The organism is Pseudoalteromonas marina (genome assembly GCF_000238335.3).
Lineage (GTDB): Bacteria > Pseudomonadota > Gammaproteobacteria > Enterobacterales > Alteromonadaceae > Pseudoalteromonas > Pseudoalteromonas marina.
The window spans coordinates 107,453-132,762 of sequence record NZ_AHCB03000005.1; the positions used below are offsets into that span (position 1 = coordinate 107,453).

Sequence of the window (25,310 nt, forward strand, 5' to 3'; positions counted from 1 at the left end):
GTAAATTAATGCCTTATCGCAGTGGGGCTTAACCGAAAAGAAGTATGTCTAAATAAGTTGTCTGTATTTAAGACCCTCCAGCCCCTGCAAACCACCGGTATGAATCGCAATTATTTTACTGCCAGAAGGAAAATAATCCTGCTCTATTAGGTTCCATATTGCGTACATCATTTTACCACTATAAATAGGCTCTAATGGTAAATTGTGTGTAATGTCCATATGTTGGCAAAACGCCCATAACTCAGGGGTAAATTTACCGTAACCACCTCCATGAAAGTCGCAAAGTAATTGCCAGTTAGTTTGTGACTTTGCTTTGCAGCTTAGCTCCCGGACTTCATCTATTAAATATTGCGCTTGCTTTAAAACTGCAATTCCTATTATTTGTGTTGCTGTATTACTCCCCTCAATTAACCCTGCTAATGTCCCTCCGCTTCCTGTGGGGCAAATTAGGTAATCGTGTTCTGGTAAACTTTGTGCAAGCTCTGCACAACCAGGTACTGCGTAGGTATTTGTCCCGCCTTCGGCAAGAATATACGCATCTGGAAACTTCTCTTGAAGCTCAGCAAGGTATTGTGAATCGTTTCGTAACTTATATTCAATGCGTTTAACAACATGAAGCTGCATGCCACACTGCTGTGCAAATTGAATTGTTGGGTTGCTTAGATCTAAGTTAGGCCCACGAATAATCCCATGTGTTTTTAAACCAAAGATTTTTCCAGCTGCGGCGCATGCATGTATGTGGTTTGAAAACGCCCCACCAAAAGTAAGTAGCTCAGTTTTATTCTGCGACTGCATTTTTAATAAATTATATTTTAGTTTGCGCCACTTATTCCCATTTATTAGAGGGTGAAGCAAATCATCTCGTTTTACTAGTAACTCAATACCTTTACTTTTTAACCACGGATCATCAATTGTTTGCGTAATAGTGGTTTCATTTATTTTGAAAGATGCAGGCATTTTTTCTCAATTAAAAGGATTAATAAAATACATGACCAATTTTATAGCTTATAAACAAAAGGGGCTATCCAAAATTACGACGGATTGTTGCGTGTAACAGTGCGTTGATTAAATTTTGAGTAGCTAGATTGGTAAACATGTTTTAAAGTTAACCAATTGTAAAGGGAGTTTAGTTATGAAGAAGCAATTTCAAGAAACAATACTTATAAAAAAACAGGTTGGCTTTTCGTTACTGCAGCTAATAATTGTTATTGTCACTTTTGGTGCGTTAGCTGTTTATTTTGCCCCGCGCTTTTTAAACCTTCAAGGTGAGGCACACGCATCCATTCTTGAAACACTGCAAGTATCAATTCAAGCTGAAATAAGCGTTGTACATGGAAAAGCTATTGTAAAAAGTATGCATAATAAAGCTAATGCTAGTATCGAGCTTGATTCAGGAAAAATGGTTGATATTGTTTACGGCTACCCTGCTGCAACCGAGGCCGCTTTTAAGGCATTTTTAGATACTAAGTTTGCGAGTGATAATACTGGGGAATTTAATATTACTAGCAACCCACAAGTTGCAAAAGCTATTATTTATCCCAACAGTTATTCTGCAGTGGATAATTGCCGTATTGAATATGTTGAAGCCAAAAAAAACACTAAACAAAATATAATTACTGCGCCCGCTTTAAGCGTATTTACGTCTGAGTGTTAGTACAAAAAATAAGTGTTTATAAGTTTGCTAGTTTATTTGATAACGTTATTTTTAATGGTTAACGGTTAAATAACGCAAATACGCTAGCTTTAATACAAAGTGACACTTAACGGTGATCAATAACCTAAAATAAAATAGTTTCACTGTTAAGTGTAAGTTTATGAATTTAATGAGAATCTAAGCATTGTTTCACAATTTATCGGGTTTAGAGTAAATGATCAGGTTATTTACTAGCGTGAAACGGGCGAATAGTTGTAAACTAAGATAATAATTGAACAAAGCTTGTGTTTTGCGCTGCAAGTACATAGCATAAGACTTTAATTATAAAAAAATAATAACGACCAAATAATTGCCGCTTTTTGGGACTGGAATATATGCGAATTACTCCTTTATCTCTGTTAATTACAGCTAGTTTGTTAGCAAGTAGTGCATTTGCACAAGACACAGCTACCGTAACTGGAATTGAGTCAGAGATTAGTGTTAAACAGACAGAATACGATAACTCGACAAGAATACTTGATAAACATTTAAAAGAAGAAAGTCAGTTACAAAATCAATTAGAGCTACTTCGTTCTCGTTCAACTGAGCTAGATAAAGAAAAAAACCAAGCGCTCGACGCGATGAACGAAATGTATCGCCGTTTAATTGATGATCCATCAATAAATATTACAAGTGCTCAATCTCGCTATCAACAGGCGGTAGTTGATCACAAGCAAAATAAAGATGATATCTCTATGCAGTTGGCGGCAATTGCATCTCACCGAAAAGATATTGAGCAAATACGAGTTGCTAAGCACACTTTACTAAATACCTTAGAAAGTTTAAAAGAGCAGTTAACAACGGCTCGTGTTGAGCGCTTGCGTAACGAGTTTACGCGTGAAGGTACGCTTGAGGTTAACCATACAATAAATTGTAAGCGCACCGAAACACTTGCAGCCTGTGAGCAACGTGGTCAGCAAATGGGTTTACAAAAAGCAACCAAACGCTTTGTAGATCAAATTTTTGCAAACTTAACCGAAGAGCGCATAGTTGAACCAAAACGCAATTTAGCAGGGGCGCAAGTACAAATTTTGAGTAGCCATGTGGTTAACAGTGCGTTTAGCGGCCAAGGTAATTACAACGTTAACTTAAGCGTTTCAATGCGCGGCGAAGTCAATAGCAGCCGTTTATGTAACCTATTAAGTATAGATAACCGTTATTGTTCAGAATACGGTTCACCGCTAAATACAGCTTACCAGCCAACTTATGGCACTACCTATTCAGATAGTCAGTTAACATTCAGCAATAGCGCGGATAATAACAATACAGTTTCGGTATCGCGTTTAAACAACAAGCCTGTACGCGATTATTCTGTTAAGCAGCCAGTTCAGTCTAAGCCTGATTACACGGTTGTTGAACAAAAAAAAGATCAGTCGGTAGAGTTAACACTTCGCTCTAATGTATACGATGATGAAGTATTCATTAACGGTGTAAGCTTTGGTTCTACTCGTTTAATTACGCGTTTACCAAAAGGTGTGCATGAAATTGAAATTCGTAAATTAGGTTACAAGCCTTACCAAGCACGTGTAAACCTAAATAAAGCGCAAACAATTAATGCTAACTTAGTAAAAAAGCCTAAGTCGATTGCTGCACCGACCTATACTCGCGAGCAACCAGAAGCACAAACACGCAGAGTAAGCGAAAATGTTAACGTTTTAAACGCAAATGTAGAAACACCTGTTGTGGTTATTCCTGCTGGCAAATTTAAAATGGGTGATATCAATGGTAACGGATTAGCTAATGAGCGCCCCGTTATTGAAAAAGCCATTGCTAACTCTTTTGCTATGCAAAGCAAGGAAGTGACTGTAGGCGACTATGAAAAATTTGTTGCTAATACGGCGTATAAAACAGAAGCAGAAATAAATAAAGGCTGCGCATATTATTTAAATGGCGAGCCAGTATGGGAAGCGGCTTTAAACTGGCGCAATCCTGGCTTTGAACAAGGCAGTGACTTTCCGGCTGTATGTTTAACTTATAACGATGCAAAAGCATATGCTGACTGGTTATCTGGCCAGACAGGGCAGCAGTTTCGTTTACCTAGCGAGGTTGAGTGGGAATATGCAGCTCGTGCAGGCACAGAAACTGAGTACCCTTGGGGTAACGAAATTGGTAAAAACTTAGCTAACTGTGGTTGGTGTGGTAGTGAATGGTCAAACAAGCGCGCAGCACCGGTTGGGTCTTTTTCTCCAAATGCGTTTGGACTTTACGATACGGTAGGTAACGTATGGGAATGGACCGGTAAAAAATCAGGTGAATCGGATGTGGCAGTAAGAGGCGGGGCATGGAACTTTGCACCAAGCCTTGCACGCGTATCAACACGATTAATTTTAGCGTCTGATTTTAGATCAAACTACATTGGTTTTCGCTTAGTTCGCGAGAGATAAAATTATAAGGAAGCATTGCTTCCTTTTTTAACAAATTCACAAAGGCGCTGCACTTTATATTGCTCATCAAAATGAGCATGTTAAAGTGAGGTAGCTAATATAAGAACGTATTTCAAAGGTCATCCAGCCTCATGTTTAAAAAACTCCGTGGTATTTTTTCTAACGATCTGTCGATCGACTTGGGTACAGCCAATACCCTAATTTATGTAAAAGAAGAAGGTATTGTTCTAAACGAGCCTTCAGTTGTTGCTATCCGTCAAGAGCGTGCTGGTGGCCCTAAAAGTGTTGCATCGGTAGGTACCGAAGCAAAACAGATGCTAGGTCGTACGCCGGGTAATATTAAAGCAATCCGCCCAATGAAAGACGGTGTAATTGCTGACTTTTATGTAACAGAAAAAATGTTACAACACTTCATCAAGCAAGTGCATAACAATAACTTTATGCGCCCAAGTCCGCGCGTACTTATTTGTGTACCATGTGGTGCAACGCAAGTAGAAAAACGCGCAATCCGCGAATCGGCAATGGGCGCTGGCGCCCGAGAGGTTTACCTAATTGAAGAGCCAATGGCTGCGGCAATTGGTGCAGGTTTACCGGTATCAGAAGCAACAGGCTCTATGGTTGTTGATATTGGTGGTGGTACAACTGAAGTTGCTATTATTTCACTAAATGGTGTGGTTTACTCATCATCAGTACGTATTGGTGGCGATAAGTTTGACGAAGCTATTATTAACTATGTGCGTCGTAACTTTGGTAGCTTAATTGGTGAAGCAACCGCCGAAAACATTAAGCACCAAATTGGTTCTGCGTTTAAAACAGATGAGCCAATTGAGATCGAAGTACGTGGCCGTAACCTAGCTGAAGGTGTTCCACGTTCATTTACACTTAACTCACATGAAATCTTAGAAGCGCTTCAAGAGCCTCTAATGGGGATTGTTAGTGCAGTAATGGTTGCCCTAGAGCAATCGCCACCAGAGCTTGCATCAGATATTTCTGCGCACGGTATGGTACTGACTGGCGGTGGTGCACTATTAAAAGATTTAGATCGCTTATTAATGGAAGAAACAGGCATTCCTGTTGTTGTTGCTGACGATCCACTAACGTGTGTAGCACGTGGCGGCGGTAAGGCATTAGAAATGATTGATGTTCACGGTGGTGACGTTTTTAGTTACGACTAATGAAATTAATGTTTGGGCGCACTGTCTCTTTGCAACTGCGACTTTTTGTCGCAGTGCTTTTGAGTATCGTACTCATAGCTGGAGATAGGTACACAGAAGGTGGAACCGTTGTGCGCACCAGTTTAAATACACTGGTTAGCCCGCTTATTTATGTTGCAAACTTACCTTATGAGTTATTTAGCATTGGCGCTAAAAGCTTACACACGCGAGACCAACTCCTTACTGAAAACGAAGCACTGAAAAAAAAGCAAATGCTACAAAGTGAGCAGCTGCAACAGTACCAATTTTTAGCCAGAGAAAACCAGAAGTTGCGTGCGTTACTTGGCTCATCGGCAAAACAATCTAATCGTAAAATTATTGCACAAGTATTATCGGTTCACTCAAACCCATATAGCCATCAAGTCGTTATTAACCGTGGTACTACAGACGGCATAAGCGAAGGGCAAGCTGTAATAGACGAAATGGGGGTGGTAGGGCAGCTTACTAAAGTAGGTTCCACTACGTCGCGCGTATTATTGATGACCGATACAACTCATGCAACACCTGTTCGCATACTTAGGAATGATGTACGAACCGTCGTTGAAGGCATTGGTAAAATTAATATAGTTAAGCTTTCGCATGTGCCTCATAGTTTAGATGTGCGAATAGGTGATGTATTAGTGACTTCTGGGTTAGGTGGTACATTTCCTGAAGGGTATCCTGTGGCGATAGTCACAGAAATTAACCGCGACGAAGGCCGTCCATTTGCACAAGTATTTGCAGAGCCAATCGCGTTGCTCGACCGAATTCGCTTACTTGTAATTCTATGGCGCAGCCAGCAGGAGCAAATAAACGATGATTAACCGTTATTCATTGTTAATTGCGCTAAGCATATTTTTTGCTTTAATTATGGCGCTAATGCCGCTGCCATTTTCGTTTGAACCATTTAGGCCGGATTGGGTCTTATTAGTACTTATGTATTGGTCATTGGCCGTGCCACATCGGTTAAATATTGGTACTGCTTGGGTCGTAGGTTTACTCATTGATTTAGCGTCAGGCTCACCTTTAGGTGTTAACTCGCTGACATTTTCGGTATGTATATTTATTACCGCAAGTAACTTTCAAAAAATTCGTAACTTCTCGCTTTGGCAGCAAAGTTTGTTAATTGGCTTGTTTTTAACGCTTTATCATTTAATGCAGTTTTGGCTAAATCATTTTTTGCTTGGTGTTTACTTTAACCCACAATATTTATGGCCGGTATTTACTGGCATGGTAAGTTGGTTTTGGGTGTTTTTATTACTTCGTAAGTACCGCAGACATTTTAGGATCAGATAATGAATACTGCCGTATATCTGGCATCAGCTTCTCCTCGTCGTAAAGAGTTATTGGCTCAACTTGGTATCGAATTTTCGCAATTTAGTGTTGATGCGGACGAGAGCCAATTTCCTAATGAACTTCCTCATGCCTATGTAGAGCGCTTAGCGAGGCTAAAAGCTTGCTCAGGTGTCAAGCTTGGTTACACAGACCGGCCAGTACTAGGTAGTGACACAGTAGTTGTTATTGATAATGAATCCTTGTGTAAACCACGCGATGAAGCCGATTTTACGCATACACTTAAACGCTTGTCCGGAAACACTCACCAGGTACTAACCGCTATTGCTTTTGCGACTGAAGATAAAGTGCTTAGCCAAGTTATCAGTACTGATGTGACATTTAAAAAACTGAGCGATGAAGAGATTAAAGCCTACTGGCAAAGTGGTGAGCCACAAGATAAAGCGGGTGGATATGGTATTCAGGGGCTAGGTGGTCGCTTTGTTACACATATTTCGGGTAGCTATTTTAGTGTTGTCGGCTTACCTTTATATGAGACTGAACAATTATTACACGCATTTTTAAGAGGGTAGCATGAGTACAGAATTACTGATCAACGTAACACCGAGTGAAAGTCGTGTTGCCCTAATCGAAAACGGTGTGCTTCAAGAGATTCAGTTAGAACGAATTGGTAACCTAGGTATTGTTGGCAATATTTATCTAGGAAAAATAAGCCGTGTTTTACCTGGAATGCAGGCCGCTTTTGTTGATATTGGCTTAGAGAAAGCCGCATTCTTACATGCATCTGACATAGTAAATAGTGCCTCCATTGTTGAAGGTGTTGACGATGTACCAATAAAGAAAGTGCAAGATATACGAGAGTTAGTGCGCCAAGGTCAATTTATTATGGTGCAAGTGGTTAAAGATCCATTAGGCACGAAAGGCGCGAGACTCACTACCGACATCACTATTCCGTCTCGCTACTTAGTATTTATGCCAGACGCAACGCATGTTGGTGTAAGCCAACGGATAGAAACTGAAGAAGAGCGATCTCGCCTTAAAAAAATTGTTGCTGAATATGGCGATGAAAATGGCAGTTTTATAGTACGTACCGCGGCTGAAGGTGCAAGCGAAGCAGAGTTAAGACATGATGCTGGTTTTTTAAGAAAATTATGGGAAAAAATAACCGCACGTCGTAAAAAAACTAACAAAGCAACCATATTGCATGAAGACCTAACACTTGCCTTTAGAACACTGCGTGATTACGTAGGTGAAGACATGGAGCGTATTCGTGTTGACTCAAAGCTTACCTACCAAGAGCTAAAAATATTTACCGAAGAATTTGTACCGCAACTTTCACAAGTACTCGAGTACTATCCGGGTGAGCGCCCTATATTCGACTTATTCGATGTAGAAAACGAAGTGCAAAAAGCGCTGCATCGCAAAGTCACGTTAAAGTCAGGCGGGTACATTATTATTGATCAAACAGAAGCGATGACTACGGTTGACGTAAACACCGGTGCGTTTGTCGGCCATCGTAATTTAGAAGAGACTATTTTTAACACTAATGTCGAGGCAACGTCTGCCATTGCGCGCCAGTTAAGGCTTCGTAATTTAGGTGGAATAATTATTATCGACTTTATCGATATGGTCAGCGAAGAGCATAAAAGCCGTGTATTACACTCGCTTGAATCGGCGCTTGCTAAAGATCGTACTAAAACAAATATTAATGGTTTGTCAGCGCTAGGGTTAGTTGAAATGACCCGAAAACGCACCAGAGAGAGCTTAGAGCATATTTTATGTGATGTATGCCCTGCATGTTCAGGGCGAGGCTCACAAAAAACAGTCGAAACGGTATGCTACGAAATATTACGTGAAATTGTTCGCGTAAACCGCGCCTACGCAGCCGATAAATTTATGGTTTATGCAGCACCAGCAGTAAGTGAAGCCTTACTTAATGATGAATACCACAACTTGGCGGAGCTTGAGCTATTTATAGGTAAGCAAGTACACATACAAACAGAAAGCTTATACAGCCAAGAGCAGTTTGATGTGGTAATGATGTAATGAAAGCAAAAGCGGTCTGTTTTTTTTGTTTTAGAAAGTTATGGCAAACCTGCGCCATAATTTTGGTATTACTGGCTGTTATTGTTTCAATATTAAAGTACACACTCCCTTACGCAAATGATTACAAAGGCGATATAGAAACCTACCTAGACGAAAAGTTTGCTATTAGTTTATCTATTGGCGCTATTTCAGCAAGCTGGCAGGGAAATGGTCCTGCCCTTGTGCTTGAAGACTTATCATTTAAAGATAATGAAACTGCACCTATTTCGCTAACCATTGCAAAAACCAGCCTAGAGCTTAACTTATGGGAAAGTATAAAAACACTGCAATTAAAGTCCAATTACTTTGTTATAAATGGCTTTCATACCACAGTAAATGTGACAGACTTGTTTGAGAGTAGTACTCAAGATGATGTTTCGTTTGAGCAAAAAGAGCTTATAGAGGGGCTTTTTTTAGGTAATACAGGTCATTTTGCAATAGAAAACTCCAGTATTAATTTTGTCTTAGACGATAACAAAGAGCGTAAACTCCTGCTCGAAAATATCATTTGGCAAAATGAAGAGTCTCAACATTTAGGTAGCGGAACATTAGCTTTACCTGGCATCACAGTGGGCACCTTTGACGCGCGTATTGCTCTAAAGGGAGAGAGCTTAGAAGAAGTTGCGGGCAACATGTATGTCCAAGCCAATAAGGTAGATGTGTCTAATTGGTTGGCGCAATATATAAATACTGAAAAACAACAGTTAACTAGCGATATCAATTTACAGGCTTGGTTAAAAATTGAAAAAGGCCTCATTGACGATATAAAAATGCAATGGCTGCCAAGCTCCGTTACTTGGTTTAATGAAGCGCAAAGCCAGCAAGTTAGTTTAAGTGAAGGTGGCTTTCATCTTTATCCTGAGCAAGGTAATTGGCATTTAAAAAGCACCGGTTTAGCGTTTAATAACAACAATACGACATGGCCAAGCCTAGAGTTTGAGGCTCAACTAGGTGAAAATAATCAAATTTGGTTAAATCAAATAGATATAGCGCTGCTGGCTAACTTGGCAGCGCTGACAAATTTTGACTCTCTCGACGCGTTTTTAAAACGCAAACCAAGTGGCCAAATACAGCAGGCTTACGTTAATTACGAGAGTAACCAGCAGTGGCAAGTATGGTTTAACGCCAATAACATAGGCTGGCAAGAGCTTAATTCAGTACCTGCTGCGCAAGGTTTACGCGTAAGCGGTTTATTAAACCAAGATAAAGGTCGTATCAGCTTATTTGGAGAAAACGGCACTTTAATAACTGGCGATAGTTTTAGTGACAACATTAGTTATAACCAGCTCAATATAGAATTAGACCTCGCAAAGCAAAATAATAACTGGCGTATTAGCAGTGATAATATTTGTTTTGATAACAATGAGATAACGCTAGCCGCAGAAATGCAACTGAGCTTTGGTGATACACCGCGTCTTGATTTATACGCAGAGGCATTTGCAGAGGATGCCAGTATTGCCGGTCATTATTTTCCGTTAAAAGCGATGAGCCCAGAATTAGTTAGCTACCTAAACGGGGCTATAAAAGGCGGTGAAATATCAAAAGCGCAGGTTCTATTTGCAGGGCCGTTATCAGGATTTCCATTTAAAGATGGCTCAGGGCAATTTGATGTACTTGCTCAAATTGACAATGCCACGTACCAGTTCGACCCGCAGTGGCCAGCAGTAACAGATGCAAAGGTAAAGCTACATTTTGCTAATGAACGAATGGACATTTACAGCCAACAAGGCTCTTTGGTTAATTTAGATGTGGGTAATAGCGTTAAAGTTAGCATTAATGATTTAATGAATGCCGATGAGCTTGTGGTACAAATAGATAAAAAAGCACCGATGGAAAACCTGCACACCTTTTTTAAAGCCACGCCGATTGCGAGCCCGCTAGCTGATATTTTTGAGGTCATACAAGGCCAAGGTGAAGCCGATGCCAGCATTGAGTTACTGGTAGGTTCAAAGTTTGAAGGTGGTGCCAGTGTTAGCGGCACTGTCGAGCTAGATGATTTACCCGTATTTATTGCCACACCCGGTATTGCGTTAAATAACTTAACCGGCGTGCTTAACTTTAAAAACGATAATATTGAACTTAAAAATGCCACCGCTACATGGCTTGGGATGCCGCTTGCAATTAATTACAACAGCCAAAGTGAAGCGAGTGACTACAAAGCAAACATAGATATTAATGCACAACTTGATGCCAATACCTTAATTGATAGCGGGCAAGGTATTTTAAAAGGGTCACTAGAAGGACAAAGTGCAGTTGATATTGGACTTGTGCTTAATTTTACCGAGCAAGGGTTTAATTACCGTGCACAGGTTAAATCTGACCTTGTTGGATTAACAAGTAAATTGCCAACACCATACAATAAAGCTGAGACACAACCGTGGGTTCTTGATGCGGTTGTTCAAGGCGATGACATTTCAAACCTTATAACTGCACAGGTAAATAAGCGGTTTTATTTTAATGCAATATTAGAAAATGGAAAATCGCAATTTAGTAATGCGCATTTTGTTATAGGTAAGCAAGATTTAGGGCTAAATTCACAAGACTTAAGCGTTACAATAAACCTAGAGCAAACCGAACTTGTACCTTGGGTTGATCTTATTGATCAAATCATTAGTGCGGCCCAAAACGAGGATGACCCTGAATCACAAGGCATCATGCCACCACTTAATGAAGTAGTCGCCAATATTGGCATGCTCGATATTAGTAGTATGGTGTTTAATGACTTTGAAATGCGCCTAGCCCCTGAGCAAAGCAATGTGTATTTAAAATTAAATGCCAAAGAATTACGTGCAGGTGTATTTATTCCTACCTCGCAGCGCAGCCAACCCATTCGATTTAATGCTGATTACTTACGCGTAAATTTTGCAGAGCAAATTGAAGCGCCCATCACTGAGGCTGCAAAAGCAGACCCTGACACCGATTTAACGTGGCTGACGAACTTACCGGCTATAGAGTTTGAATGTGCAGATTGTAAAATTACCAACTACCAATTAGATAAAGTAAGCGCCTCGTTACTTGGTGACAGTAAACGTTTGGTTATTTCTGAGTTGGTTGTTGATAAAGGCGATCATATTTTGCGCACGAAAGGGCAATGGAAAGATGGGCTTACACAGCTAAGCGGTGAAGTTAAAAGTGATGATATAGGTGCGTTGTTTGATGAGTTTGATATTACCACGGCTATCAAAGGCTCTAAGGCCACTATAAATTACAATCTTGCTTGGCAAGCCCCACCTTACTCATTTGATGTTCCGAGCCTCAGTGGTGAAATTGATTGGGATTTAGGAGAAGGGCACCTAACAGAAATTAGTGATGGTGGCGCACGGGTTTTTTCGTTGTTGAGCTTAGATTCGTTGGTTCGAAAACTAAAACTTGATTTTAGAGACGTATTTTCAAAAGGTTTTTTCTACAACAGCATGCAAGGTTCTATGCAGTTAGAGAACGGTATCGCTTATACAAAAGACACTAAGATGGATGGCGTTCCGGCTGATTTAACCATTAAAGGCTACGCAAATTTAAATACGCTTGATATCAACTACGATCTCGCTGTTGCGCCGCAGGTTACCTCAAGTATTCCGGTTATTGTGGCGTGGATGGTAAACCCAGTAACAGGGCTAGCAGCATTGGCACTAGATAAAGTAATACACTCTGCGCGCGTAATTTCTGAAATTAACTTTAAAGTGACTGGCACCATGAGTGAGCCTGTTGTTCAGGAGCTAGATAGAAAAAGCCGTGAAGTTACCTTACCACAAGCGGCGCAAAACCAGCCCCAAGCCTCAGTCGATTTAAAACTTAAAGATGCTGAAGTAACCGCAACTAATGACTAATTTAGCGAAGCCTAACAACCACAATATATATGCTTTGCAAATGTGCTCTGGTCTAAATGCTGACGACAATATTGCAGAGTTAAAAAAAGCATTAAACACACTTCCCGCAACACGGCCATTGCTTATATGTCTCCCTGAGGCCTTTTTGGTGTTTAGCAAAAGTGGTCACGACACGCTGTTAATAGCTAAACATATTGAGCAATACAAACGTCAAATAAGCCAGTTGTGTAAACACCATAATATTTGGTTAAGCGCAGGGACAATTCCTGAGCCTTACAACAATACTAAATATTATGCCGCCTCACATTTATATAATAATCAGGGTGAGTGCGTTGCAACGTATAATAAAATACACCTATTTGATGTAAACGTAGATGATAAAACGGGGAGTTACCGCGAATCCGATTTTACCCAAGCTGGTAGCGATGTGGTTGTGGTTGAATCCCCCTTTGGTAAACTAGGTCTAACAATATGTTATGATCTGCGTTTTAGTGGCTTATTTACTGCGCTTGTGCGTAAAGGCGCAGAGGTTATTTTGGTACCAAGTGCATTTACAATGGTTACAGGCCAAGTACATTGGCAACCATTATTAGCGGCGCGAGCGATAGAAACCCAATGTTATGTCGTTGCTGCAGCCCAATATGGCGCACATGAAAATGGCCGACAAACGTATGGTCACAGTATTATTATTTCACCCTGGGGTAACACTTTAAGTAATTTACCCAGCGGTACAGGTTTTATTAGCGCTAACGCTGATTTAGAGCAGTTAAAAAAAATTAGACGAGATATGCCTGTGCAGTCTCATCAACGATTTAGAGAGCATTTATTATGAATTCGGTTGAACAGCATTTATTACACGACAGCCAGCTAAATAGAGAAGAGCTCGAAAAAACGCTCGCCTACATACATCAGCACAAAGTAGATTACGCCGATTTATACTTTCAATCGAGTCATCACGAGTCGTGGGTACTTGAAGATGGCCTAGTAAAAGAAGGCTCTTACAATGTAGAGCGCGGAGTTGGCGTACGTGCAGTAAGCGGCGAAAAAACGGGCTTTTCATATTCAGATGCTATCAACTTAGAAGCGCTTAACAAAGCGGCTACAGCAGCTCGCAGCATTGCCGATGCAGGCGAAGATAAAGCTATTAAAGTATTTAGCGATGTATCAGCAAAAGTGCAATTTGCACCGCATCAGCCAATTTCAAGTATGAGCGATAGCGATAAAGTTAGTTTATTACGCGAGCTTGAAAACTACATTCGAGAACTCGCCCCCGATGCAGAGCAAGTAATTAGCTCTATGTCAGCAGTATACGAAGAAGTATTAATTGCAGCCAGTGACGGTACATTTGCTACCGATATTCGCCCGCTTATTCGTTTAAACTGTTCAGTATTGCTTGAAAAAAATGGCCGTCGTGAGCGTGGTGGCGCAGGCGGTGGAGCACGTTTAGATTACGGCTATTTTAAAGAGCTGGTAAACGGTAAACCACGTTGGATGGAGTTTGCACAAGAAGCTGTACGCCAAGCTAAAGTCAACCTAGAAGCCATTGACGCACCAGCTGGCACTATGGAAGTGGTATTAGGAAATGGTTGGCCAGGTGTACTTTTACACGAAGCGGTAGGCCATGGCCTTGAAGGCGACTTTAATCGTAAAGGCGCATCAGCGTTTAGCGGTAAAGTAGGCCAAAAAGTAGCTTCTGAGTTATGTACCGTCGTTGACGATGGCACCATGGCCGATCGTCGCGGCTCTCTAAACGTAGATGATGAAGGCACGCCTGCTGCATATAACGTGCTTATCGAAAACGGTATTTTAAAAGGCTACATGCAAGATAAGCTAAACGCACGTTTAATGGGGGTTAACCCAACCGGAAATGCGCGTCGTGAGTCGTATGCGCACTTACCTATGCCACGCATGACAAATACCTATATGTTAGGTGGCGAGCATAGCCAAGCCGATATTATCAGTAGCGTTAAAAAAGGCGTGTTTGCACCTAACTTTGGTGGCGGGCAGGTTGATATTACCTCGGGTAAGTTTGTATTTAGTGCATCAGAAGCGTACTTAATTGAAAACGGTAAAATTACTCAGCCGATTAAAGGCGCAACACTTATTGGTAATGGCCCAGAAGTAATGCAGCAAATATCGATGGTTGGTAACGACTTAGCACTTGATAAAGGTGTTGGTGTTTGTGGTAAAGATGGTCAAAGTGTTCCGGTAGGCGTTGGTCAGCCTAGCCTTAAAATTGATCAGCTAACGGTCGGTGGAACAACTTAAAGGCCCAACCGATAAAGTTTAGGCGCGAAACCCTTCGCGCCTAGTCGCTCTATGAGCTAGTTGCTTGGTTATTTACTCCGCTTAACGCAATTTTATGCTTCATTTCTTCTTCATACCATAGCGCCATAAAACACTCAGTGAGTTTATGCTCTATGTCCAGTGCCTGCTCGGTTGGGCAAAATAGCGTAAAGCGCGCTTTAAACTCACCCAATTCGGTTGTTCCAAAATGTATTTCTGGTGCAGGGCCCGATATTTTTGCATCTAGTTTTCGCTCAATAATCGAGTTATAACGAGTGGCGAGCTCTTCAAACTCTTCGCAGTACATTTTAGCTTTCACCGAGAGCGTGTCGTAAATTGGGTAAGGGTTAAAGCTCTCTTTTCGAACAATAGAAAAGCTATGTGTTGCAAAGCGTTTTACATAATTTAGATTTTTAATTGGGCTGGTGATGAGTTTATTATTAGGTATGTAAATCGTTTTTCTTGAAAATTGATAAGTGTGCATGTCTATTTCATGCATGGTTGTTTTTATCCAGTCTGTTTCTGCTACTTCACCGTAATATTCACCGACTTGCACCCAGTCGCCAACTCTAAATGGGCGTGTAGTGACTAAGTAAAAAAAGCCAATAACACATTGAATAAACTCACGAGTGGCTAAAACAATGGCAACTGCAAAGGCCGCGATAGATAACGCAAAATTTTGAATTTCAGTCGACCACACAAACAATAGCGACAACACCAACACAAAATTAATAAAATGCTTAATGTTATGCGCAATGTAGCGAATATCTTTGTCTTTTTTTTCTGCGCGGTTTCTCGCTAATTTATCAACAAGTACTTTTAATCCAAGTGCAAAACTAAGCATAACAATTGAAACAAGAAACGGGTGTAGCAATATATCAGTAATCATAATATCCAGTTGTAGGTATGTTGATAAACACACGCTAGTATATTGAGTTATTTAGCTAATAAGCAAATTTTACCCTAATAAAAAGGCCCCTTAACACATAACTGTAAGGGGCCTAGTTAAATTAGTAAATAACTTGAACTCTGGTTAAGAGATTTATTATCCAGAGTTTAGGTTAAATAGCTTAGCGCATGGTAACAAACTCTTCAGAGCCCGTTGGATGTAGTGCAACAACAGCATCAAAGTCAGCTTTAGTTGCGCCCATTTTCATCGCTACGGCAAAGCCCTGAATCATTTCATCAACGGCAAAACCAAGGCCATGTAAGCCAACCACTTTTTCGTCTTCTCCTGCGCAAACTAGCATCATATTACATGCTTGGCGGTGCTGAGTTACCGCGGTGTACATAGCAGCAAAGCTTGATTTATACACTTTTACGTTTTCTGCGCCGTACTGAGAAATCGCTTCTTGCTCGGTTAAACCAATGGTACCAATAGGCGGATGACTAAATACCACGGTAGGTACTAGGCTATAATCCATTTTTAAATCGTCTGGGAGGTCTTTATTAAATAAGCGTTCTGATAACGTGCGGCCTGCTTTAACTGCCACAGGGGTAAGCTCAATACCGCCTTCAATAATATCACCCACTGCATAAACGTTTTTAGCCGTCGTATTTTGGTACTCATCTACTTTCACATAACCGCTTTCATTTACTTCTACACCGGCTGCTGCAAGGTTTATCTTGTCTGTTGTAGGTGTGCGGCCAATGGCCCAAATAACCTGATCAACATTTTGGCTGTAACCGTTTTCAAAATGAATAGTTAAACTGCCGTCACTTTCTTTGATTACTTCTTTAGGGGAGCATTCAGTATGAAGAGTCGGACCTTCTTTAGCCATAATATCGACTAGCGTGTCGATTATGTAGGGGTCAAATGTACGCAGTGGCTTACTTTTACGAACGAATAAATGTGTTTCTGTGCCTAAACTATGTAATACACCTGCAATCTCTACGGCAATGTAACCGGCACCGATTACAGCTACGCGTTTAGGTTGTTCGTTAAGCTCAAAAAAGCCATTTGAATCAATACCATGCTCAGCGCCCGGAATGTTTGGAATAGTAGGGCGCCCACCTACAGCCACTAAAATATGATCGGCGGTGTAGTGTTCACCATTTACTTCTACTGTTTTGCTGTCAATAAAGGTAGCAAAGCCTTTAATAACGGTGACGCCATTACTTGCTAAACCGTTGTCGTACCCTTTATGAATTCGGCCAATATAGGCTTCACGACTTTCTACTAGTTTGCTCCAATTAAAGTCTTTTACCTCAACGTTAAAACCGTAATCGGGTGCATATAAGTTAATTGCTTCGGCTACTTGTGCGCCGTGCCACATAACCTTTTTAGGCACACAGCCTACGTTTACACAGGTACCACCCATGTGTTTTGCTTCAATAAGTGCCACTTTAGCACCGCGCATTGCAGCTCTGTTTGCAGAAGCAATACCACCGCTGCCACCGCCAATTGCAATATAATCAAAGTGTTGTGTCATTTTAAGTCCTTAGGCGTTGAGTTTTATGCGCATAAGCATAACATTAAGTTTTAAAAATAAAGAGTGTTTAGATGACCTATGTTGAGTAAAAAAACATTCAGATTTACAGCCTTATCGATATAAAGCGATACGTTAAGTCAGTACCAAACAGAATATCTGCAGTACGTAACCGGGCTCGCTTTAGATTGCATTACCTGTAGGCATTTCATTATTACCGAGCCTAAAAGTAGTTATTAATGGCTTTCGAATAGCCAGATTCATAAAAAGTATGTTGTTTTTTAACTTTTAGACCCAATCTAAAAATGAAATGCATTAACGCAAAGAGAGTATTTATGAGCAACCCACTAATTGGCCTTGAAGGCTTACCACCATTTTCTAAAATTAAGCCTGAATTTGTAGTACCGGCACTTAAAGACGGAATAGCAAATTGTCGAAAAGCCATCGATGACGTACTCGCTAAAAAGTCTTACACGTGGGATGACTTAGTGTTACCACTTGAAGAGGCCGACGATAAACTATCGCGACTATTTTCGCCTGTTTCTCATTTAAATTCTGTTATGAATAACGACGAACTGCGTGAAGCATACGAGCAGTGTTTACCGCTTATTTCTGAGTACTCTACGTTTGTCGGTCAGCATCAAGGTTTATACGAAGCGTATAATGCCTTGTACAACAGTGACGAATTTAAAACGCTGACTACAGCACAACAAAAATCAATTACCAACGCGCTGCGCGATTTTAAATTGTCGGGCATTGCATTAGCGCCGAAGCAGCAAAAACGCTACGGTGAAATAAGCGCGCGTTTATCAGAGCTTGCTTCTAAGTTTGGTAACAATGTAATGGATGCGACTTTAGCGTGGCACAAGCACATTACTGATGAAGCCGATTTAGCCGGACTCCCCGAGTCTGCACTTGCGCTTGCTGCTGACACCGCCAAAAGTAAAGATCTAGACGGTTGGGTATTTACGCTTGATTTTCCATCTTACTTGCCAATTATGACTTACGCTGATAACCGTGAACTTCGTAAAGAAACCTACACCGCATTTAGCACACGCGCATCGGATCAAGGCCCAAATGCGGGTGAGTTTGATAACTCAGACATAATGAAAGAAGCACTTGCACTTCGCCATGAACTTGCGCAGTTATTAGGGTTTAAAAGCTACGCTGAAAAATCATTAGCAACAAAAATGGCTGAAACACCAGAGCAAGTGTTTTCGTTCTTAGAAGACCTAGCGGCTAAATCAAAACCACAAGCAGAGCAAGAAGTGGCAGAGCTAAAAGCGTACGCTGAGCAAAAACATGGTATTTCTGAATTAGAAGCATGGGATTTTGGCTACTATGGCGAAAAACTAAAACAAGAAAAATACGCAATATCAGATGAAGTACTACGTCCTTATTTCCCAGCTGATAAAGTGTTAAGTGGCTTATTTGAAACGGTTAACCGTTTATTTGGCATTAGTGTTAATGAAGTAACCGACTTTGATACGTACCATAAAGATGTGCGCTTTTTTGAAATTGTTGATAGCAATAACACGCTACGAGGACGTTTTTACTTAGATCTTTACGCACGCGATCGCAAACGCGGTGGCGCGTGGATGGACGATTGTATGGGTCGTAAGGTACGCGCTAATGGCGAGTTACAAACCCCTGTAGCTTACTTAGTATGTAACTTTAATAAAGCGGTAGGCGATAAACCAGCTTTGTTCACCCATAATGAAGTAACGACTTTATTCCATGAGTTTGGCCACGGTATTCACCACATGCTGACTCAAGTTGATGCTGCTCCCGTAGCAGGTATTAATGGCGTAGCATGGGATGCCGTAGAGCTACCAAGTCAATTTTTAGAGAACTGGTGTTACGAGGAAGAAGCGCTGAGCTTTATTTCGGGCCATTTTGAGACAGGCGAGCCATTACCAAAAGAATTGCTTGATAAGTTATTGGCCGCTAAAAACTATAACTCAGGCATGCAAATGCTGCGTCAAATTGAGTTTTCGTTATTTGATTTTAAAATTCATAACGATTATGTCGCGGGCGAGCCGTGTCAAATTCAGGCAGTATTAAATGATGTGCGCAGTCGTACCTCGGTTGTTCAAGCTCCTGAGTTCAACCGTTTTCAGCACGGGTTTAGCCATATTTTTGCGGGTGGTTATAGCGCCGGTTATTACTCGTACAAATGGGCTGAAGTATTATCAGCCGATGCTTACTCTAAGTTTGAGGAGGAAGGAATTTTTAACCCACAAACAGGGCAAGCCTTCATGCAGCATATTCTAGAAAAAGGCGGCAGTGAAGAGCCTATGGAATTATTTAAAAACTTCCGAGGCCGCGAGCCACGCGTTGATGCGCTACTTCGCCATAGTGGCATAGCAGCTTAAAAATATGTCATTTATTAAATGTAACAAAAGCGCCTAAACGGCGCTTTTTTATTGTGTGTAGATAATAGGCTATAAACGTTAGTAATTTCAGCACGCCGTACTATGCTCTAAGCATACTCAGCTGAACGGATTTGTGTATGGAAAAGTTAGTACTTACCATTGATGACGATAAATTAACCCACCTTATTATTGAGGAATCTCTAGCGGGGTTTTGTAAACTTATTCATGCTAAAGAGGGCGAGGAGGGGCTGAGGTTAATAAACGAACATAAACCCGATATTATCCTTCTCGACATAGAAATGCCGGGCAAGTCGGGTTATCAAGTCTGCCAAGAAATAAAACAAAATGCCGATACGAAAGATATTCCGGTTATGTTTCTCTCATCAAAAGAAGCGCTTATCGACCGAGTGAAAGGCTACAGTGTTGGTGCGTCTGACTACATAATGAAACCGTTTAACGCAGAAGAACTAATGGCACGTATTAAAATACTGTATGCGTATCGCCAACAATGCGTCAAACTCGAAAGCGATATAAATAAAGCCAATAAAACTGCCGCAATGGCGATGACCGAGTCAGGAGATATGGGGCGAATTATGCGCTATGTTGGCCAAAGTTATCATGCCAACAGTTTAGAAATTTTGAGCGAGTACTTTTTGGGTTTTTTTACCCCATTCAATTTGGATGTGGTGGTTGTATTTTGGTACCAGCATAAAAGTGAATTTTACAGCTTAAAAGGTGGTGTATGCCCATTAGTGCAGGAGTTATTGGCGCAACACAAAGATGCACAGCGGTTTGTTGATATAGGCGAGAGCACTATTATTAATTACCCAAAATTATCGTTACTGGTTAAGAATATGCCGGTCGATGACACCGAAAAGTATGGGCGTTATAAAGATTTATTCCCTCATATTTTAGAGGTCACCAATGAAAAGGTCGTTACTATGGAAAGAAACGAAAAAAATTACCAGCAAGCTGAACAAATTAGCACGGCACTGGAAGATATAATAAGCCAGTTTAATGCTCAAAATATCACGCAAAGTAATGTAGCAGAGCAGTTTTGTGCACAACTAGAGGCATTAAATACAGCTATTGAGCTTCAAAAGAATAATTTAAACCCCGCCGATATTGATTCATGTATATCGCAGCTCGAACATACTATGCAGTTACTGGTGTCTGCCAACAGCGATTTAGCGTTTATAAAATATCAGTTTGAGCAAGTAACACAAAGCCGCAGTGAGTTTTTACAGAGTTTACGCCATAAAGTTGAAGACATTGAGCCTGCAATTAACCAAGACCCTGACATAGAGCTATTTTAGTGCGCTTAAGCTCGCTGGTTGATATACTCTGGCGGTATTTTATCGTCGGAGTGTATTGTGGTTATTCAGTGTGCCTTTAAAGAGTGTCGCCCGTATTTAAATGAATTAGAAACGCGTTTTGGTTTAGTAAATTGGCAACAAAATAGCCAAGGTTTTAGCCTGCACTATGACGATACAGGACTGAGTTTATTTAAAACTGATGAACCTAAATTAGGTGCCATTAACGTTGATTTTGTTAGCGGGGCAGCCGCTCACAGGCGAAAATTTGGTGGCGGTAAAGGGCAAGCTATAGCCAAAGCGGTTGGCCTTAATAAAGGGGCAACGCCTGTGGTACTTGATGCAACCGCAGGTTTGGGGCGTGATGGCTTTGTATTGGCGTCACTCGGGTGCAAGGTTATTTTACATGAACGTCACCCTGTAGTTGCTGCACTGCTGGCTGATGGTTTAAATAGAGCTTACAGCGACACAGAAATTGGCCCTTGGATGAAAGACAATATGAGCCTAGTCTTTGGCTCAAGCCACACGTTACTAGCCCAATGTGAAAGCATGCCCGATGTGGTGTATTTAGATCCTATGTTTCCACACCGCGAAAAGTCAGCCTTAGTAAAAAAAGAAATGCGAGTGTTTCAAGAGTTAGTAGGCGCAGATACCGACGCCGATGATTTACTTGAATTTGCCTACCCACTTGCTAGCAAGCGAGTGGTGGTTAAGCGCCCCGATTACGCCCCGTTTTTAAATGACAAAACCCCCAGTATGCAAATTAAAACTAAAAAGAACCGTTTTGATGTGTATGTAAAAGCGGCCATGGTTTGAAGGCCCTTTTACGTATGTTGATCGGCTTTAAGGATCTAGGATCTTTTTAAGCTTTTATGTTAGAATTCGCGCAATTTTTTGGCATTAGTAAGAAGCACAGCAATGATCTTAGACGATATTCGCGTTGTTTTAGTTAACACATCACACTCAGGTAATATAGGCTCGGCGGCTCGCGCCATGAAAACAATGGGTTTATCAAAACTCTATTTAGTTGATCCTGCTTGTGAAATTGATAGCCATGCAAGTGCGTTATCTGCAGGTGCTAGCGATGTGTTAGGTAATGCAGTAATTGTTGAAAAGCTTGAAGACGCCATTGCTGATTGTGCATTAACTATTGGTACAAGCGCACGTTCACGCACGCTTTCATGGCCGATGGTTGAGCCTCGCGAGTGTGGTGAAAAGCTGGTGGCTGAAGCCGAGAATGGCCCTGTGGCATTAGTGTTTGGTCGTGAAAACAGTGGCTTAACTAACGAAGAGCTTCAGCTGTGTAACTACCATGTATGTATTCCAGCTAACCCAGAATATAGCTCATTAAACCTCGCTATGGCTGTGCAAACATTGTCTTACGAAACACGTATGGCATTTTTGAATAAGCAACCCAAACAAGAAGCGCAAGACGACACGGTTTACCCAAACTCTAAACAAACAGAGTTGTTTTACGAACACCTTGAGGAGACCTTGTATAACACAGGCTTCATCATCAAACAGCATCCAGGCATTGTAATGACAAAGCTTCGCCGTTTATTTAACCGTGCTCGCCCAGAAGAGGCAGAGATGAATATTTTGCGCGGTATTCTTACCTCTATAAATAAATCGATTCCTAAGTAAGGTATAGCAATTAGTTATATAAACGGGTGTTTAAATAACTGCCTAATACTTGACTAAATTACTCAGGTAATTACAATGGTGTCAATACTTGACCAAACAGGTCAAGTATTAAAAATTTGTTAACTACATTCATTTTAAGCGATATGTTTTTAAATCAAATTTTTATCAAGTGATAATACTTGACTAATTTACTCTGGTAATTAAAATTTGCACTCTTTGTGCAGGGGGCGTTATGAAATTAACATCAAAAGGACGATATGCCGTTACAGCGATGCTTGATGTTGCGCTGCATACAGGTGTTGGTCCTGTCGCCCTTGCTGATATTTCACAGCGACAAGAAATTTCTTTGTCATACCTTGAACAATTATTTGCTCGCCTGCGTAAAAATGGCTTGGTAAGTTCGGTTCGAGGTCCTGGTGGCGGCTATTTACTAGGGCGAGAAGCCGATGTTATTTCTGTTGGTGATATTATTACCGCAGTTGACGAATCGGTTGATGCAACACGTTGCCAAGGTGCCAACACTGGCTGCCAAAGTGGTATGCGCTGCTTAACCCATAATTTGTGGTCAGATTTAAGCGCACGCATAGAAGAATTTTTGAATAATATTACCCTTGCTGAATTGGTGGAAAAATCAGATGTGAAAGAAATCGCATCACGCCAAGATAACAGTATCAATAATGCAATTAAGCAGTTGGAAAACATTCAAGTAAGCTGTCAACTTTAAGGTTGACCTGCAGCGGAGAGAGAAATGAAGTTACCGATTTATTTAGATTACGCAGCAACCACGCCTGTTGATGAGCGTGTTGCTAAAGAAATGATGCAATGCCTCACAATGGACGGTAAATTTGGTAACCCTGCATCACGTTCACACCGTTTTGGTTGGCAAGCAGAAGAAGCTGTTGACCAAGCACGTACAGATATTGCTGATTTAGTAAATGCAGACCCACGTGAAATCGTTTTCACCTCGGGTGCAACTGAATCTAACAACCTTGCTATCAAAGGTGCAGCACAGTTTTACAAAAAGAAAGGTAAGCACATTATTACCGCTAAAACTGAGCACAAAGCAGTCATCGACACATGTCGTGAATTAGAACGTCAAGGTTTTGAAGTAACTTATATGGACGTTGAAGAAAACGGCCTGCTTGATCTGCAAAAGCTAGCAGACACAATGCGTGACGACACCGTACTTGTCAGCATCATGCACGTAAACAATGAGTTAGGTGTAATTCAAGACATCGCAACTATTGGCGAAATGTGTCGCGAACGTAAAATTATGTTCCACGTAGATGCAGCGCAAAGCGCGGGTAAAGTATTAATTGACGTGCAACAACTCAAAGTTGATTTTATGTCGTTCTCTGCGCACAAAGCGTATGGCCCTAAAGGTGTAGGTGCGCTTTACGTTCGTCGTAAACCTCGCGCTCGTTTAGAAGCGCAAATGCACGGTGGCGGTCATGAGCGTGGTATGCGTTCTGGCACACTTGCAACGCACCAGTTGGTGGGCATGGGGACTGCATTTAGAATCGCAAAAGAAGATTTTGAAAAAGATTTTGCACACATCAGCGCATTACGTAAACGCCTAATTGACGGCATTATGGCTGATATGGATGAAGTATACTTTAACGGCACACAAGACCAGTCAGTACCGGGTATTGTAAACATCAGCTTTAACTTTGTTGAAGGTGAATCGTTACTTATGGCAGTAAAAGACATTGCGGTATCGTCAGGTTCAGCCTGTACATCTGCAAGCTTAGAGCCTTCTTATGTTTTACGTGCACTTGGCCGTAACGACGAATTAGCACACAGCTCAATTCGTTTCAGTATTGGTCGTTTTACTACCGAAGAAGAGATTGATTACACCGTTGAATTAATGAAAAACTCTATCGGTCGCCTACGTGAAATGTCTCCACTTTGGGAGATGCATCAAGAAGGTATTGATTTAGATTCAGTTGAATGGGCTCACCACTAATAATTAGTGATGTAAGCACATACCCTAGCAGGTAATGAGGATAGAATTATGGCGTACAGTGATAAAGTAATCGACCACGTAGAAAACCCACGTAACGTAGGTGCTCTAGACAAAAACGATCCGTCAGTGGCAACGGGTATGGTAGGCGCACCAGCATGTGGTGATGTAATGAAATTGCAAATTAAAGTATCGTCTGAAGGCGTTATTGAAGATGCGAAATTCAAAACCTATGGTTGTGGTAGCGCAATTGCTTCTTCTTCACTTGTAACAGAGTGGGTTAAAGGTAAAACACTCGACGAAGCAGCAACAATCAAAAACACGGATATCAGTGCTGAGCTAGAATTACCACCAGTGAAAATTCACTGTTCAATTTTAGCCGAAGATGCAATTCAAGCAGCAATTGCAGACTACAAAAGCAAACAAGCGAAGTAAGAAGAGAAACTCATGGCAGTGACATTGACAGATGCGGCAGCAAACCGCGTACAATCATTTTTAGCAAACCGCGGCAAAGGGTTAGGTCTGCGCGTTGGCATTAAAACGACGGGCTGTTCAGGTCTTGCTTATGTACTTGAGTTTGTTGACGAGTTAAACGAAGACGATGAAACCTTTGCGGCTAAAGGCGTTACTTTAATAGTTGACGCAAAAAGCTTAGTTTACATCGATGGCACAGAGCTCGACTACACAAAAGAAGGTTTAAATGAAGGGTTTAAATTTAATAACCCAAACCAAGCTGACGAGTGTGGTTGTGGCGAAAGCTTTACCGTTTAATTGCTACGTGTAATTGTTTTTTGAAGCCCTGCAACTGTAGGGCTTTGTTATTTCTGA

General features: G+C 41.1%; 21 protein-coding genes. 18 read left to right on the forward strand and 3 right to left on the reverse strand.

Annotation, left to right across the window (positions count from 1 at the left end):
- Positions 1 to 48: 48 nt before the first annotated feature.
- Positions 49 to 957 (reverse strand): 1-aminocyclopropane-1-carboxylate deaminase/D-cysteine desulfhydrase, encoded by a 909-nt coding sequence (locus PMAN_RS00535; RefSeq protein WP_010555550.1) that lies wholly within the window; start codon positions 955 to 957, stop codon positions 49 to 51.
- 175 nt (positions 958 to 1,132) lie between these two features.
- On the opposite strand from PMAN_RS00535, the gene PMAN_RS00540 reads away from it, so the two are divergent.
- The 10 genes from PMAN_RS00540 (at position 1,133) to tldD (ending at position 14,740) form a co-directional block, all read left to right on the forward strand.
- Positions 1,133 to 1,654, forward strand: coding sequence for a type II secretion system protein (locus PMAN_RS00540; protein WP_010555551.1), 522 nt, complete (start codon positions 1,133 to 1,135; stop codon positions 1,652 to 1,654).
- Between the two features lie 374 nt (positions 1,655 to 2,028).
- Positions 2,029 to 4,077 (forward strand): formylglycine-generating enzyme family protein, encoded by a 2,049-nt coding sequence (locus PMAN_RS00545; RefSeq protein WP_010555552.1) that lies wholly within the window; start codon positions 2,029 to 2,031, stop codon positions 4,075 to 4,077.
- Between the two features lie 131 nt (positions 4,078 to 4,208).
- Positions 4,209 to 5,252: a rod shape-determining protein gene (locus PMAN_RS00550; protein ID WP_002958401.1), complete on the forward strand. Its 1,044-nt coding sequence runs from the start codon at positions 4,209 to 4,211 to the stop codon at positions 5,250 to 5,252.
- Positions 5,252 to 6,094, forward strand: a complete 843-nt coding sequence (gene mreC / locus PMAN_RS00555) for a rod shape-determining protein MreC (protein WP_010555553.1) — start codon at positions 5,252 to 5,254, stop codon at positions 6,092 to 6,094. The genes PMAN_RS00550 and mreC overlap by 1 nt, the downstream gene beginning before the upstream one ends.
- Complete coding sequence (gene mreD / locus PMAN_RS00560) at positions 6,087 to 6,566, forward strand: rod shape-determining protein MreD (protein ID WP_010555554.1); 480 nt, start codon at positions 6,087 to 6,089, stop codon at positions 6,564 to 6,566. The genes mreC and mreD overlap by 8 nt, the downstream gene beginning before the upstream one ends.
- Positions 6,566 to 7,135, forward strand: a complete 570-nt coding sequence (locus PMAN_RS00565) for a Maf family protein (RefSeq protein ID WP_010555555.1) — start codon at positions 6,566 to 6,568, stop codon at positions 7,133 to 7,135. Before mreD ends, PMAN_RS00565 begins: the two co-directional genes overlap by 1 nt.
- Before the next feature lies 1 nt (position 7,136).
- Positions 7,137 to 8,609, forward strand: a complete 1,473-nt coding sequence (gene rng, locus PMAN_RS00570; RefSeq protein WP_010555556.1) for a ribonuclease G — start codon at positions 7,137 to 7,139, stop codon at positions 8,607 to 8,609.
- Positions 8,609 to 12,472 (forward strand): YhdP family protein, encoded by a 3,864-nt coding sequence (locus PMAN_RS00575; protein WP_010555557.1) that lies wholly within the window; start codon positions 8,609 to 8,611, stop codon positions 12,470 to 12,472. Before rng ends, PMAN_RS00575 begins: the two co-directional genes overlap by 1 nt.
- Positions 12,465 to 13,304: a carbon-nitrogen hydrolase family protein gene (locus PMAN_RS00580; RefSeq protein WP_010555558.1), complete on the forward strand. Its 840-nt coding sequence runs from the start codon at positions 12,465 to 12,467 to the stop codon at positions 13,302 to 13,304. Before PMAN_RS00575 ends, PMAN_RS00580 begins: the two co-directional genes overlap by 8 nt.
- Positions 13,301 to 14,740: a metalloprotease TldD gene (gene tldD, locus PMAN_RS00585; protein WP_010555559.1), complete on the forward strand. Its 1,440-nt coding sequence runs from the start codon at positions 13,301 to 13,303 to the stop codon at positions 14,738 to 14,740. The genes PMAN_RS00580 and tldD overlap by 4 nt, the downstream gene beginning before the upstream one ends.
- A gap of 49 nt (positions 14,741 to 14,789) precedes the next feature.
- Here the strand turns inward: tldD and PMAN_RS00590 are convergent, their stop codons facing one another.
- On the reverse strand, positions 14,790 to 15,647 hold the full coding sequence (locus tag PMAN_RS00590; protein WP_010555560.1) for a mechanosensitive ion channel family protein: 858 nt from the start codon (positions 15,645 to 15,647) through the stop codon (positions 14,790 to 14,792).
- Positions 15,648 to 15,828: 181 nt separating this feature from the next.
- Positions 15,829 to 17,190: a glutathione-disulfide reductase gene (gene gorA / locus PMAN_RS00595; RefSeq protein ID WP_010555561.1), complete on the reverse strand. Its 1,362-nt coding sequence runs from the start codon at positions 17,188 to 17,190 to the stop codon at positions 15,829 to 15,831.
- Positions 17,191 to 17,522: 332 nt separating this feature from the next.
- Here gorA and prlC point away from each other — a divergent pair, with 332 nt between their 5' ends.
- From prlC to iscA, 8 genes are all read left to right on the forward strand, one after another.
- On the forward strand, positions 17,523 to 19,562 hold the full coding sequence (prlC, locus tag PMAN_RS00600) for an oligopeptidase A (protein WP_010555562.1): 2,040 nt from the start codon (positions 17,523 to 17,525) through the stop codon (positions 19,560 to 19,562).
- A gap of 137 nt (positions 19,563 to 19,699) precedes the next feature.
- A complete protein-coding gene (locus PMAN_RS00605) occupies positions 19,700 to 20,878 on the forward strand; it encodes a response regulator (protein ID WP_010555563.1) in 1,179 nt (392 codons plus the stop codon).
- A 57-nt stretch (positions 20,879 to 20,935) separates the two neighbouring features.
- Positions 20,936 to 21,691, forward strand: a complete 756-nt coding sequence (locus PMAN_RS00610; protein ID WP_010555564.1) for a class I SAM-dependent methyltransferase — start codon at positions 20,936 to 20,938, stop codon at positions 21,689 to 21,691.
- Between the two features lie 102 nt (positions 21,692 to 21,793).
- Positions 21,794 to 22,519 carry a tRNA (cytosine(32)/uridine(32)-2'-O)-methyltransferase TrmJ gene (gene trmJ, locus PMAN_RS00615; protein WP_010555565.1) on the forward strand — a complete coding sequence of 242 codons (726 nt, stop codon included), beginning with the start codon at positions 21,794 to 21,796 and terminating at the stop codon, positions 22,517 to 22,519.
- Between the two features lie 232 nt (positions 22,520 to 22,751).
- Positions 22,752 to 23,243 carry a Fe-S cluster assembly transcriptional regulator IscR gene (gene iscR / locus PMAN_RS00620; RefSeq protein WP_010555566.1) on the forward strand — a complete coding sequence of 164 codons (492 nt, stop codon included), beginning with the start codon at positions 22,752 to 22,754 and terminating at the stop codon, positions 23,241 to 23,243.
- A 24-nt stretch (positions 23,244 to 23,267) separates the two neighbouring features.
- Positions 23,268 to 24,485, forward strand: coding sequence for an IscS subfamily cysteine desulfurase (locus PMAN_RS00625; RefSeq protein WP_010555567.1), 1,218 nt, complete (start codon positions 23,268 to 23,270; stop codon positions 24,483 to 24,485).
- 48 nt (positions 24,486 to 24,533) lie between these two features.
- Positions 24,534 to 24,917: a Fe-S cluster assembly scaffold IscU gene (gene iscU, locus PMAN_RS00630; protein ID WP_008131649.1), complete on the forward strand. Its 384-nt coding sequence runs from the start codon at positions 24,534 to 24,536 to the stop codon at positions 24,915 to 24,917.
- 12 nt (positions 24,918 to 24,929) lie between these two features.
- Complete coding sequence (iscA, locus tag PMAN_RS00635; RefSeq protein WP_006791976.1) at positions 24,930 to 25,253, forward strand: iron-sulfur cluster assembly protein IscA; 324 nt, start codon at positions 24,930 to 24,932, stop codon at positions 25,251 to 25,253.
- Positions 25,254 to 25,310: the final 57 nt, after the last annotated feature.

Coding starts and splice junctions, on each gene's coding strand:
- PMAN_RS00535 (WP_010555550.1), bottom strand. CDS start 957: ATGCCTGCATCTTTCAAAATAAATGAAACCACTATTACGCAAACAATT.
- PMAN_RS00540 (WP_010555551.1), top strand. CDS start 1,133: ATGAAGAAGCAATTTCAAGAAACAATACTTATAAAAAAACAGGTTGGC.
- PMAN_RS00545 (WP_010555552.1), top strand. CDS start 2,029: ATGCGAATTACTCCTTTATCTCTGTTAATTACAGCTAGTTTGTTAGCA.
- PMAN_RS00550 (WP_002958401.1), top strand. CDS start 4,209: ATGTTTAAAAAACTCCGTGGTATTTTTTCTAACGATCTGTCGATCGAC.
- mreC (WP_010555553.1), top strand. CDS start 5,252: ATGAAATTAATGTTTGGGCGCACTGTCTCTTTGCAACTGCGACTTTTT.
- mreD (WP_010555554.1), top strand. CDS start 6,087: ATGATTAACCGTTATTCATTGTTAATTGCGCTAAGCATATTTTTTGCT.
- PMAN_RS00565 (WP_010555555.1), top strand. CDS start 6,566: ATGAATACTGCCGTATATCTGGCATCAGCTTCTCCTCGTCGTAAAGAG.
- rng (WP_010555556.1), top strand. CDS start 7,137: ATGAGTACAGAATTACTGATCAACGTAACACCGAGTGAAAGTCGTGTT.
- PMAN_RS00575 (WP_010555557.1), top strand. CDS start 8,609: ATGAAAGCAAAAGCGGTCTGTTTTTTTTGTTTTAGAAAGTTATGGCAA.
- PMAN_RS00580 (WP_010555558.1), top strand. CDS start 12,465: ATGACTAATTTAGCGAAGCCTAACAACCACAATATATATGCTTTGCAA.
- tldD (WP_010555559.1), top strand. CDS start 13,301: ATGAATTCGGTTGAACAGCATTTATTACACGACAGCCAGCTAAATAGA.
- PMAN_RS00590 (WP_010555560.1), bottom strand. CDS start 15,647: ATGATTACTGATATATTGCTACACCCGTTTCTTGTTTCAATTGTTATG.
- gorA (WP_010555561.1), bottom strand. CDS start 17,190: ATGACACAACACTTTGATTATATTGCAATTGGCGGTGGCAGCGGTGGT.
- prlC (WP_010555562.1), top strand. CDS start 17,523: ATGAGCAACCCACTAATTGGCCTTGAAGGCTTACCACCATTTTCTAAA.
- PMAN_RS00605 (WP_010555563.1), top strand. CDS start 19,700: ATGGAAAAGTTAGTACTTACCATTGATGACGATAAATTAACCCACCTT.
- trmJ (WP_010555565.1), top strand. CDS start 21,794: ATGATCTTAGACGATATTCGCGTTGTTTTAGTTAACACATCACACTCA.
- iscR (WP_010555566.1), top strand. CDS start 22,752: ATGAAATTAACATCAAAAGGACGATATGCCGTTACAGCGATGCTTGAT.
- PMAN_RS00625 (WP_010555567.1), top strand. CDS start 23,268: ATGAAGTTACCGATTTATTTAGATTACGCAGCAACCACGCCTGTTGAT.
- iscU (WP_008131649.1), top strand. CDS start 24,534: ATGGCGTACAGTGATAAAGTAATCGACCACGTAGAAAACCCACGTAAC.
- iscA (WP_006791976.1), top strand. CDS start 24,930: ATGGCAGTGACATTGACAGATGCGGCAGCAAACCGCGTACAATCATTT.